7 protein-coding genes are annotated in these 12,717 nt (G+C 42.9%); all 7 read left to right on the top strand.

From position 1 onward, the window contains the following. Window positions 1-11 precede the first annotated feature (11 nt). The 7 genes from ACOOEY_RS01465 to ACOOEY_RS01435 all read left to right on the top strand — a co-directional run bounded on the left by ACOOEY_RS01465 (window position 12) and on the right by ACOOEY_RS01435 (window position 12,619). Window positions 12-2,372: an ABC transporter permease gene (locus tag ACOOEY_RS01465; RefSeq protein ID WP_420386890.1), complete on the top strand. Its 2,361-nt coding sequence runs from the start codon at window positions 12-14 to the stop codon at window positions 2,370-2,372. Window positions 2,373-2,424: 52 nt separating this feature from the next. After that, on the top strand, window positions 2,425-4,773 hold the full coding sequence (locus ACOOEY_RS01460; protein WP_420386889.1) for an ABC transporter permease: 2,349 nt from the start codon (window positions 2,425-2,427) through the stop codon (window positions 4,771-4,773). Between the two features lie 194 nt (window positions 4,774-4,967). After that, on the top strand, window positions 4,968-5,645 hold the full coding sequence (locus tag ACOOEY_RS01455; RefSeq protein WP_420386888.1) for a TIGR04282 family arsenosugar biosynthesis glycosyltransferase: 678 nt from the start codon (window positions 4,968-4,970) through the stop codon (window positions 5,643-5,645). 46 nt (window positions 5,646-5,691) lie between these two features. Next, window positions 5,692-8,892, top strand: a complete 3,201-nt coding sequence (locus ACOOEY_RS01450) for a SusC/RagA family TonB-linked outer membrane protein (RefSeq protein WP_420386887.1) — start codon at window positions 5,692-5,694, stop codon at window positions 8,890-8,892. A gap of 9 nt (window positions 8,893-8,901) precedes the next feature. After that, a complete protein-coding gene (locus tag ACOOEY_RS01445; RefSeq protein ID WP_420386886.1) occupies window positions 8,902-10,341 on the top strand; it encodes a SusD/RagB family nutrient-binding outer membrane lipoprotein in 1,440 nt (479 codons plus the stop codon). A 105-nt stretch (window positions 10,342-10,446) separates the two neighbouring features. Next, complete coding sequence (locus ACOOEY_RS01440; RefSeq protein WP_420386885.1) at window positions 10,447-11,799, top strand: sodium:solute symporter family transporter; 1,353 nt, start codon at window positions 10,447-10,449, stop codon at window positions 11,797-11,799. Next, window positions 11,783-12,619 carry a metallophosphoesterase family protein gene (locus tag ACOOEY_RS01435; protein ID WP_420386884.1) on the top strand — a complete coding sequence of 279 codons (837 nt, stop codon included), beginning with the start codon at window positions 11,783-11,785 and terminating at the stop codon, window positions 12,617-12,619. The genes ACOOEY_RS01440 and ACOOEY_RS01435 overlap by 17 nt, the downstream gene beginning before the upstream one ends. Window positions 12,620-12,717: the final 98 nt, after the last annotated feature.

Below are 12,717 nucleotides of genomic sequence, written 5' to 3'. Positions count from 1 at the left end.
CCATAGCAGACATGATTAGTAATTATTTGAAAATCATCTTCAGAAGTTTCTTAAGAAACAAGCTGTATAGCTTTACTAATTTTTTAGGGTTGGCTGTAGCAATGTTGGGGTTTATCATTGTCAGTCTTTATGTCAACTATGAACTTTCTTATGATCAGTTTCATGATGATATAGATGATATCTACATGTTACGTATGAGGTATACAGAAAGAAACAGAGATTTCTTTAATCAATTTCTGCCACCTGTTTTCGGGCAGGCAATAGAAGCACAAATACCCGGAGTTGATGCTGTTACAGTGACTGGTACAGGAGTAGGAAGCATTGATGTGTTAGATAAGGAAGGTAATTTCCTGACAGAGCCATTTTATACTTTTCAGCCTTCATTCTTCGATGTATTCACTTTCGATTCAAAGCATGGAGATGCCAGAAAGGCATTGGCCGATGCCAGGAGTATTGTAATCTCAAGAGAGTTAGCCATGAAATACTTCGGAGTAGAAAATGCTATTGGGCAAACGTTAAAACTGAAGGAGCTTGGTCAATTTAAGGTAGGTGCCGTTCTAATGGACTTTCCGAATAACTCTCAATTTCAGCCACACCTGATTCTTCCCCTGAAAGCTACCACCGATGAAGAAAGCTTGATCAACTGGAATTCCAATACAAACTTCATCTATTTGCGCCTTAATGAAGAAACGAATAAGGAAAACTTAAAGACGAATCTAATATCACTCTACTCTGACAATAATCCCAAAGGTTGGTATAGCAATGGAACAGCCGATTTATTCCCTTTCGGAGAAAGCTATTGGAACTGGAGTATGAGTGGAGCCGCATTAAATAATCGAACTCAAGGTCTCGGAGCCGACAAAAGGGTGATCGTAATTTGTTCCTCTTTGGCGATCATTCTCCTCCTCATTGCCTTAGCCAATTATGTGAATATGGCTACTTCACGGGCTATTCAGCGATCTAAAGAGGTAAGTGTACGTAAAGTAAATGGTGCAAGCCCAATGCAACTGATATTCCAGTTCCTAACCGAGTCAATTGCTTTTGCTTTTGTTAGTCTGTTAGTAGCTCTTATAGGAGTTGAACTTATATTACCTTCTGTTTCAAGGGTTATGGGAATTCAATTGGAATTAGACTTTTCTTCTTTCCATTTGCTCGGGTTATTGTTTGGTTATGCTCTGACTTGTGGTCTTGTCGCGGGAATATATCCAGCGATATTTATGTCGAGATTTCGCCCTGCCAGAGTACTAAAAAGTAAATTGGTTCAGGGAGGAAAGCGAATTTCGCTCTTTAAAATTCTCCTGGGTATACAGTTTACGCTTTCCGCACTGCTGATTACTGTAATACTTATACTCAATGCACAAGTGCGGCACTATACTACTTTCGATTTGGGCTTTGACAAAGATCAGGTGATCTCAATTAGTTTACCCGGTCCGTTACGGGGTAATGCGCACAGACTGATGAATGACTTAAGAGCTCTGCCCGGAGTTGCAGGAGTAACTTTCGGCCCGCTTCCCAGTTCAGCCGATGGCTTTAGCGATGTAGTATTTGGCGGGAAAGAGTTAAAGAGTGTTACAAGATTACAAACCGATGAAAATTTCGTGCCTGTCATGGATATTAAAATGCAAGCAGGTCGAAATTTTAACCCCAATATCTCTACTGATTTTTCAGAGAGCGTTTTAATCAATCAGAAATTGGTAGATGCCTTAGGTCTCAATGAACCTGTGAATTCCCAGATTACAATATCTGGATTTAACAAGCGGGTAATCGGGGTGGTAGATAACTTTTACTCCGATGGTTCCATGTCTAATATACGTAACCTGATCATCTGGCCCAGGAGAGATCAGGCTCACCATCTTTTGGTCAGATTGAATAATTTGGAAGCCCTTAAAAGGGTAGAAGGTGTATATCTGCGTCACGATGAGGAAGGTTTGATGAAATATACATGGCTGGATGAAGCGTATAACAAGAAGTTTCACCGTGTTAGCAGGGTAGTAAGTATTATTAATGGCTCTACATTGTTGACAGTATTTGTATCCTTGTTCGGACTACTGGCTATGTTGGCTTTCAGTATCAGTAATAGACTAAAGGAGATAGGGGTAAGAAAAGTCTTGGGTGCTAGATTTTTTCAATTACAGTGGTCGATTGCCAAGCCATTCCTTTTGGTGAACCTTATCTCGCTACTCATAGCCGTACCATTAGGTTATTACTTGGTAGGTGAAATGATAAAGAATTATCCAAATAAGATTGAGCTTGGATTGAGCTTTGGCTTCATGGCCTTCGCAGTCACTTGTATACTGAACTTTATAATAGTTGGAATAAGAGGTGTTTCAGTCTCCAATATTAACCCAATAGATATTTTAAAAGACGAATAGTATTAACTACCGCTAAGTAGAAACCTAATCCTGTATCTAAAATCTTTTCATCATGATCAAAAACTATTTGAAAGTAGCCTTTAGAAATATCAAGAGAAACAAGCTCTATGCGACCTTGAACATTTTGGGGCTGAGTGTAGGGTTGGCATCGTTTTTTGTCATTATCCTCTTTCTGAATAATGAACTGTCTTATGACAAGTTTCATGAGAAAGCCGATCAGGTTTATCGTGTCGTGCTTACGGAGACCTACGATGGACAGTCAGAGAAAGTAGGAGGGCTAACAGCGGCCTTGGCGCCTGCCTCGGCAGAAGAGATTCCTGAGATTATGGCCTATAGCCGTATTGAAGGTTGGAATAAGAGTGTGATCATCCCTGGAAGCCAGGCTGATTCTTCTGCAGTGTTTAATAGCCTTGCCGTAGAAGATGGGTTCTTTGAATTCTTTGACCTGGAAATTTTATCCGGCAATGAAGGTCTGGCCGATCAAAACGCCATTCTGATGTCTCAGGCTGCGGCCGAACTACATTTTGGTTCCAATCAGGCAGCCATAGGGAAAACTATTAAGTATAGAGGTAATTCATTCAGAGTAACCGGAGTCTTCAAAAACTTACCTGAAACCAATTCCCTGAAGGCAGATATGATTGGTTCCTATAAAGGACTGAATTCATGGAGATCAGAAGATAGTTTTTCAAGCTGGAACAGTAGTTACTTCGACCAAACTTACTTTCTGTTAACCCCGGGCGCATTAGTTTCCGATGTGCAAGCAAAGTTGAATGAGTTATTTGAGAAGAATGCCGTAGCAGAACAAAAGGAGCTGAGTCTACAGCCTTTGACGGATGTACACTTTGCGCTGGATGTCAGCGACTCCATTAACTCACAAACCGATAGACAGTATATTCTCATATTCACAGCAGTAGCCATTTTTATTCTTTGTTGTGCACTATTCAACTATGTGAGCCTTTCACTTTCTCAATCGCTTGAGCGCCTGAAAGAAGTAGGCGTAAGGAGAGTAGTAGGAGCGGGAAAAGCTCAGTTGTTCTTTCAATTCATAGCGGAATCCATGATCTATGTGCTAATGGCCTACATCCTGGCTGTCGTATTGGTTGAGGTAACAGTGCCGCAATTAGAAATACTTCTGGACAGACAGTTGGAGGTGAACCTCACAGCTCGTCCCGATCTATTGGTATTCAGCTTACTCTTCAGCCTTTTGCTTTCAGTAATTTCCGGAGTTTATCCGGCCTGGTTAAGTAGTAAGGTCAATGCTGTGACTACTCTAAAGGGAGGAACAGGAAGGTTCAAATCACAGAAGTTTATCAACGGTATTACGGTTTTCCAGTTGATGGTTTTTATGGTGTTGGTGAGCGTAACGTTCACTGCTAACAAGCAAATGCGCTTTATGCAGAATGAGAACCTGGGCTTCGATAATGAGAATCAGGTGGTGATTCAGATGTTTTCTGAACCCGCATCCAAAAACGGAGATGTATTCAAGAATGAACTGTTCTCAAATCCCTATATCAAATCTGCATCATTTACCACCTCAGTGCCTACCAGGGTAATGGGCCTGCAGCGCTTCAATAACTACGACTTTAACTTCTTTAATTTCGATGTGGACGAAGACTACCTCAAGACATTGGACATGGACTTATTGGCAGGGCGAAGCTTTACTGCAGAGGATAAAGGCAACAAAGAGATTGTGATGATCAATGAGACAGCCGCCCAAAAAATGTTTGGAGATGAAGAGGCAGTCGGTAAAGTCATTGATACCGGAAACAGCAAGCTGAGAATTGTCGGAGTGGTGAGTGATTTCCACTTTTTGTCTAAGAAACAGCCTATCGAACCAACGCTCTTCAAGCCCCTGGAAGAGACCTTTGGGGTAATCATTGTGAAGCTTACTGGTGAAAATTTGATTGAGACGGTCGACTATATCAAATCGACTTATGCGGGGCTTACTGATGGTGAAGAGATGCGCTATTTCTTCCTACAAGATCAGATTAACTCACAGTATAAGCAGGAAAATCTGATGATTTCCATGATCAACAGCATGACCATAATTGCTGCTTTTGTGGCTTTACTGGGACTATTCGGTATGTCTGGCTATGCCGCAAAGCGCAGGCTGAAAGAAATGGGTATCAGAAAAGTTCTGGGAGCAGGTTTCATCTCTATTCAAAAGACACTGAATATCACCAACCTCTGGAAGCTCCTGTTGGCAGGCTTACTGGGTGTACCTGTTATCTATTACTGGATGGACAATTGGTTGAGTTCCTTCGCTTACAGAATAGAATTACCGCTGTTTTTAATTGGAACAGCTTTAGGTCTGGCCAGTCTTGTGGTATTATTGACAACCGCATTTCATAGCATCAGAGCCTACCTGATTAATCCGGTAGATATTCTGAAGGATGAATAAGTCCTTTGAAATTTAATCAGTAAACCGTCTTTAGAGCCTAAGAATCACTGATTTTGTGCTGAGACGGTTTGAGTTGATTTGAGTGGTCTTTGGAGTGATGCTATTTTAATTGAATTGACTTCTGTCTTACATTCATCAGGATAAATCCGAAACACATGTGCGTTACGTAGGTTATTGAAGTAACTTCAACCCGTATGTCTCTACATAACCAACAAACTGCTGTTCTTCTTTTTACCAATTCGCCTGAACTGGAAAGTAGTCGAAAGCGACTGATAAGAAATGCCACCAGAAACAAGAGTCTGGTAGCGCAGCTGTATCAAAGAAGTAGAGAAGTGATCAAGGCAACCCGCTTGCCACTGATTGAAATCAATGAAGACCGACAAAGGGGAGATACCTTTGGTGAAAGACTCCATAATGCATTTCAACAAGCCTTTTCAGAAGGGTATGAGAGAGTTATTTGTGTGGGTAATGATTGTGCCGAACTTTCGCCACGAGATCTGATCAATGCAGAGGAAGGACTTCATACCTCGGATTTGGTTATTGGTCCTGATTACCGTGGAGGCGTATTCCTACTTGGATTGAACAGGCAACTGTTTACTTCTACCAACTGGGAATCGTTAAAATGGCAATCTGCAGAGCTGATTCCTTCTATACTGAAAGAAGCAACGCAGGCCGATGTTCATTTTCTCATCCCGAAATTTGACCTTAATACTACCGAAGACCTGAGTACTCAATTGTTGTATTCAGCTGTACTGAGGACCTTAGTCAAAAATATATACAAGGAAGTTTATCATCCTTCCCGATTCATTAGTCAGCTGAAGCCACTCGCTTCACCCACCCATTTTGGACTGAGAGCACCACCCGCTCATTGAATCCCCATTCAATAGTTCAAAATCAATTTACTTAATCTCAACATTCATGAAGAAATTCTACCTATGGCTGTTTTTACAGCTCATATGTGTAGCTGCTGTTTCCCAGACTAAGATTTCAGGAAAAGTGGTGGATGCACAAAATCAACCTATGCAAAGTGTTACGGTATTGGAAAAGGGTACCAGTAACGGAGTTGCCACCTCGGCTGACGGAACTTATCAAATTACGGTGTCAGACAATGCCACACTGGTATTTACTTTTATAGGCTTTGAAGCCATGGAAGTAGATGTGGCCGGCAAATCAACCATTAACATCATACTTGAAGAAAGGACCAACCTTTTGGGAGATGTGGTGGTCACCGCTCTGGGCATCGAACGCCAGACAGAAGACCTGGGGTATAATGTGCAACGTCTGGAGCCTAAAGCACTCAATGAAGTAAAAGCGCCCAACTTTGTAGATAACCTCGCTGGAAAGTTAGCTGGTGTAACCATTAGTCAGGGAGCTACAGGAGTAGGGTCAACATCCAAAATCACTATTCGGGGTGAAGCTTCATTTACCAACAATAACCCTCTGTTCGTGGTAGACGGAACCCCCATCAACAATAACTCTGTGATCAATTTTACTAATGATGCAGCTGCAGGCTTTCAGGAAGTAGATTTTGGTAATGGTGCCATGGAGGTGAATCCGGACGATATCGCTTCTGTCTCTGTGCTGAAAGGTCCGAGTGCCGCTGCACTTTATGGGACCAGAGCATCGAATGGGGTCATTATCATCACCACAAAAAATGGCTCTGAAAAGGAAGGTATTGGCGTGAGTATCAATTCCACTACCATGATTGAGAGAGCCTTTCAGCTGCCTAAGTTTCAAAACAGATATGGTCAGGGAAACTCAGGCCAGTTTGAATATGTAGATGGACTGGGTGGTGGAACCAATGATAATATCTCTTACAGCTGGGGTCCTGAACTAGATGCCGGTTTGCTTATTCCACAATATGACAGCCCTGTAACCTTGCCGAATGGACAAGTGGTTAGAGGAGGTGATATTGCAGTGCATGGTGGACTGCCAATCACTCCGACTCCCTTTGTCTCTCATCCGGATAACCTCAAGAATTTCTATGAAACAGGAGTAACAGCGATTAATAATATTGCCATTTCTTCAGGTTTTGATCAGGGAAATCTTCGACTGTCATTTACTGATTTACAGAGCGAATCAATCATTCCTGGTGTTAATCTGGACAGAAAAACCATTTCAGCTAAACTCAACTTCCAGCCAAGCTCAAGAGTTAAGGTGAGCAGTTTTATCAGTTATGCCAATGCCGGTTCAGATAACAGGCCTGCTGGTGGATATGGCTCAGAGAACGTTAACTATGCCCTGGTCGCCTGGGGTCCGCGTTCACTCAATATTGAGAATATGCGCAATTATTGGCAGCCGGGACTCGAAAACCTTCGACACTACTCTTTCAACTATACATTCTTCGATAACCCATATTTCACCTTATTGGAGAATCGCAACTCTTTCGAGCGCGACAGAATTTTTGGTAATGTTTCAGTTCGATACATCATCAATGATTACCTCAGTGTGAATGTGCGCACAGGAATGGATTATTCCAGTGAGCAGAGGCAATTCAGAAGGGCATTTAGCTCCAATCGATTTACTAATGGGGCTTATGCCGTGCATGATGTATTCTTCAGGGAGAATAATACCGATGTGTTGGTTAATTACTCCAACACCTTTGGTCAGTTTAATCTGGATGTTTCTGCCGGAGCTAATCGAATGGATCAAAGAGCTTCAACCGAGCAAACGCAGGCACTCTCTTTGGCTCAGCCAGGTATCTTTAGGTTATCGAATGCAGCTTCACCATTAGAGATATTCGAATTCCTTTCCAGAAAAAGAATCAATAGTGTTTATGGAGTAGCCAAGTTGGGTTATCAGGATTTTCTCTATCTGGAAGTAACGGCCAGAAACGACTGGTCCAGTGCTTTGGCATCACCTACATCGAAGGAGAATGTGTCCTTTTTCTACCCCTCTGTATCAGGAGCCTACATCGCATCTAATACACTGAATTTACCCGATTATATCAACTTCCTGAAGCTGAGAGCATCCTATGCGCAGGTAGGAAACGATACTAATCCTTATCAAACTGCCGGGGTATTCAATGCGCAGACGCCTTATCAGAGTGAGCCTACTTTCAGCGAGCAATCTACCATTCCCAATGCCAACCTGTTACCGGAAAAGACGAGTTCCGTTGAGTTTGGCGCTGAAGCCAGCTTATTCAACAGAAGGGTAAATGTAGATGTCACCTACTACAATGCTTTAACAAGCAATCAGATTATATCTCTGCCGGTATCTATCACTTCAGGATATACTGAAAGGGTAGTCAATGGAGGAGAGGTCAGGTCGAAGGGATTGGAAGCTATTATTCAGGTAGAGTGGTTGCGCGATGCTGAGTTGAGTTGGTCATCGACATTCAACTTCAGCAAGAATGTAACGACAGTAGAATCTCTTCCTGATGAAGTAGACCGATTGACACTGGCTTATTCCAGAATCTATGATAATGTGAATCAGACGGTATTCTTCCAGGTAGAAGAAGGAGGTAGAATTGGTGATATGTATGGAACAGGATATCTCAGAAACGAAGAGGGTAGGTTTATTATCGGCAGCAACGGACTGTATATTCCTGATAATACACTGAAGAAGATAGGTAACTATAATCCGGACTTTATCCTTGGTTTCAGCAATGACATCAACTATAAGAACTGGAACTTCTCCTTCCTTTTTGACTGGCGTCAGGGAGGTCAGCTGGTTTCAAGAACCCTGGCTTTGGCGGCTGTCGGTGGACAGTTGGAAGAAACGGCAGATCGTCCAACCGGAGGAATTGTAGCTGATGGTGTAGTGAATACCGGTACTTCTGACAATCCTGTTTATGTTGAGAATACGCAGGCTGTTTCTGCTGAGGCCTACTATCGTAATTTCTACGACAGGAACCACGAAGAAAATAATACTTACAATGCCAGTTATCTGAAGCTTCGTCAGCTGGCCATTACCTATCGTTTTGAAGGCGCATTCTTCCAGGACGGAAGAAGCCTTGAAGTATCATTAATTGGTAGAAACCTGTTTGCCATATCCGAGATTCCACATTTCGATCCGGAACAACTGGCCGTTCAGGGCAATCAGTTTGTCAGTGGGGTAGAAGATATGTCTTATGCTACCACCAGAAGCTATGGTTTAAGAATTGGTTTCAACTTTTAATTCAGGGAAATGAAGACTTTTAAAAACTTATATATCGCTTTGATTTTCATTGGTTTAGTGGGTTGTACCGATGATTTTAGTGAGATTAATACTAACCCGAACGCACCGATTTCAGTGCAACCTTCTTTACTCTTCAGACAGGTCATCTATGATTATGGTGAGCAAATGTCTTACGAAGGTTTTGTGGCAGGTAACCTGCTGGCCCAGCACTTTACCATGGTAGATTTCAACCTTTTTGACCGACATGATTTGAGCTCTCCTCAGTTGGGTGGAAATCCATGGCCTATCATCTATCGAAATCTGAGAGATAATGAGTTGATTCTGGATTTGGCCAGTGAGAATGCTGTGTATGAAGTCTATGAAGGTCCGGCTCTTATCATGAAAGCTTACATGACTGCGGCACTGACGGATATTTATGGAGACGTTCCTTACTTCGAGGCACTGAATGGGAAAGAGGGAAACACTACACCAGCCTATGATGCTCAGCAGGATATCTATATGGATGATAATGGTATTCTGGATAACCTGAATAAAGCCATTGCAAGCATACAGGCTTATAATGGAACACAGCCTTTGGAGGGTGATATCCTTTTTCAGGGAGATTTAAATCAGTGGATGGCTTTTGCTAACTCACTACGGATTAAATACCTGATGCGTATATCCGGACAGGTAGACGTAAGTGCAGAGTTGCAAGCGATAGCCAATGCCGGTAATTATATTCAGAGCAATGCCGACAATGCAGCCTTTGACTTTACCAATTCACAACCTAATACCTTTAGGTTAGCAGTTTTACGTGCCGGTGACTTCAACCTCTTTATTGAGTCCGCCACGATGATGGAGGTAATTCAGGATTTAAACGATCCGAGAGAAGAGGTCTTTTTCAGGCCTTCCGAAGCCAATGGTACCTTTGATGGTTTGCTGAACGGACCGGATGCATCGAATACATCTATTTCAGTAGCTGATTACTCTTTGACCGGAACTATTTTCAGGGAAAACACGGGTAACCTGGATGCGAACTTTATGACGGCCTGGGAGACTTATTTCCTTTTGGCCGAAGCCGCTCAACGAGGTCTCATCACACAGGATGCCCAAAGCTATTATGAAACCGGGGTACAACTGGCTTTTGATTATTGGCAAACCGCTTTACCTTCAGATTATTTAACTACAGGTAATGCAGCCTTTGGAGCCAATAGTGCTGATCCGATTGAACAGATCATTACTCAAAAGTGGTTAGCCAATACTATCAATGGATATGAGGGGTGGATTGAGTACAGGAGAACAGGCTTCCCTGCTTTGAAAACAGTGTCTGCCAGTTTGAATAATGATTTAATCCCCATTCGCATGCCTTATCCGGCTGATGAGGCAGCCTTCAATGCTGCGAACTATGAAGCAGCTACGGTTGAGAATAACAACAGTGTGAATAGCAGAGTTTGGTGGGATAATAACTAATAGAATTACGATTTTTGATTTTCGATATATGATCTTACGAGGGGTAACAATTGAAGTAGTACTGACCATCTAATGTCTAATATCTAAAGTCTAACGACTAAAAGAATGCAAAACATAAGTCTCTGGCAATGGATCCTCGTCATCGCATCAAGTTTGGTGCTGTTGGCCATTTCTCCCATTGCCAGAAGCAGCAGTGACTTCTTTCAGGCTACACGAAGAAATAAGCAGCAGCCCGGTTTATGGTTGTTAACCAGCAGCCTCGTCATTAGCTGGATCTTCGCCAAAAGCATCACCAATGCCGCTAACCTGGGTTTGTCTTATGGTATCGTAGGGGGAGTGGCTTATGCCACTTATTATTTATCGTTTCTCTTTGCCGGTGTCATCATCTTTAAACTCAGGGTCAAAGGACGGTATGACAGTATTCACCATTTTCTGAATTCCAAGTTTGGAGGAGGGGCTGTTATTCTTTTCTCCCTGCTCATAGCATTTCGCCTTTTCAATGAAGTATGGTCGAATACTATAGTTATTGGGAGCTACTTTGGTGATGCCGGATCGCAGCCTTATTATTTGGCCATTGTGGTCTTCACCTTTCTTACTTTGCTCTATTCACTGAAGGGAGGTCTTAGTAGTTCTATGCTTACAGACGCCATTCAGATGGTACTTTTTGCCGTACTCTTGATCGTAATCCTTGGTGTGATTCTACCCGATTCTGATGGTGTATCCACTTACTTCAGTTCAGGAGAATGGAGTCTTTCGGGTGGAGTAGACCTGCTTTTGGTGGCGCTGATTCAGTCAATTAGTTATCCTTTTCATGATCCGGTAATGACCGACAGGGGTTTTATTACCAATCCACAAACTATGCGCAAAGCATTCTATTGGGCGGTGCCTATCGGTTTTGTCTGTATCGTACTGTTTAGCTTCATAGGGGTTTATGCTTCGCAGCAAGGCCTCGAAGGGCAGGCAGCAGTGGAAGTGGCTCAATCGCTTGGTATTGTCAGTATGCTGGTAATCAACCTGATTATGATTACTTCCGCATCGTCTACTTTGGACTCTGCCTTTGCTTCGTTCTCCAAGCTGATCGCCTTTGATTTGAAGATAGGAAAGGCTAGTGTGAGTTCAGGTAGATTAGTGATGATAGTGATTGCCGTTTTAGGCACCATTCCCGTTTTCTTCGATCCGGCTATTCTTTCTGCCACCACCATATCAGGAACCATGGTTATTGGCCTGGCACCTGTCTTCGTTTTCTGGCATTGGCGGATGCATCGAATGGCCTTTCTGGTTACCGTACTTACCGGAATAGGATTTGGTATCTGGTTCGCTACTGGCTATTACCCCGAGCAATGGGTGTTTTTTCAGGGTAATTATGGTGATTTATTAAGTGTGAACCTGATCGGTACTATTTGCTGTTTTCTGATCTTTATGGTCTTTAAAAGAAGAGGGGATGGATTGGCAGTCTAAGGTAAAAGATATGGGTACACTCGAAGGCCCCGTATTGGTCTTCGGGGGAGTGTATAGCAACTGGCAGGCGCTGCAGAAGCTGGCTGAATTAGCTGAGCAGCAGAATATTCCTCCTTCGAATATTATATGCACCGGGGACATGGTGGGTTACTGTGCGCAACCTATTGAAGTGCTTGATTATATCAGGGATTGGGGAATACATGTGATTCTGGGTAATGTGGAGATTCAATTGAAAGAAGGGCAGGAGGACTGTGGCTGCAATTTCGATGATGGCTCCCGATGCGACCTGTTTTCCCGGCAATGGTATCCTTATGCCCAGGCTCAGGTCAGGGCAGATCAGGTCGAATGGCTGAATCAATTACCCGAGTTTATCCGCTTTGAGTATGCAGGAAAGTCCTGTTTTGTTTTGCACGGAGGACTGGAAGACACATCAGAGTTTATCTTTGAATCAACATCCGATAACAGAAAACTAGCCATACTGGAACAGACCCGGTCTGATGTGGTTTTGGCCGGCCATTGTGGATTGCCTTTTCACAGCCTGGTAAATGACAGGTACTGGTTGAACCCCGGAGTAATTGGTATGCCTGCCAATGATGGCACCCCTCGGGTCTGGTATATGCTGCTGAACGATCAGCAAGGCTTTGGCTTTCAGCACCGATCCTTTACCTATAATCACGAATTGGCCAGTCAGTTGATGACAGGGCATCAGCTGCCTGCATCGTATGCCAAGACCCTGAGTAGCGGTATCTGGGATAATTGTGAGATTTTACCAGAGGAGGAGACTGAGAGGCAGGGGGTAAGGATTTTATTAAAAGAATAATTGGTTATTTCCACTTAGGTGGATTCTTACTGTCAAAGGGTGCTAGGAATTCGATATGCCGTCTGATCATCTTTCTAAATGAATAAATCTCACTAATA

The sequence above is a fragment of the Roseivirga sp. genome (assembly GCF_965216855.1).
Taxonomy (GTDB): domain Bacteria; phylum Bacteroidota; class Bacteroidia; order Cytophagales; family Cyclobacteriaceae; genus Roseivirga.
Note: the sequence above shows the minus strand (reverse complement) of the source record. Positions and strands in the feature narration are given on the sequence as shown.

Coding starts and splice junctions, on each gene's coding strand:
- ACOOEY_RS01435 (WP_420386884.1), top strand. CDS start 11,783: ATGGATTGGCAGTCTAAGGTAAAAGATATGGGTACACTCGAAGGCCCC.
- ACOOEY_RS01445 (WP_420386886.1), top strand. CDS start 8,902: ATGAAGACTTTTAAAAACTTATATATCGCTTTGATTTTCATTGGTTTA.
- ACOOEY_RS01455 (WP_420386888.1), top strand. CDS start 4,968: ATGTCTCTACATAACCAACAAACTGCTGTTCTTCTTTTTACCAATTCG.
- ACOOEY_RS01440 (WP_420386885.1), top strand. CDS start 10,447: ATGCAAAACATAAGTCTCTGGCAATGGATCCTCGTCATCGCATCAAGT.
- ACOOEY_RS01465 (WP_420386890.1), top strand. CDS start 12: ATGATTAGTAATTATTTGAAAATCATCTTCAGAAGTTTCTTAAGAAAC.
- ACOOEY_RS01460 (WP_420386889.1), top strand. CDS start 2,425: ATGATCAAAAACTATTTGAAAGTAGCCTTTAGAAATATCAAGAGAAAC.
- ACOOEY_RS01450 (WP_420386887.1), top strand. CDS start 5,692: ATGAAGAAATTCTACCTATGGCTGTTTTTACAGCTCATATGTGTAGCT.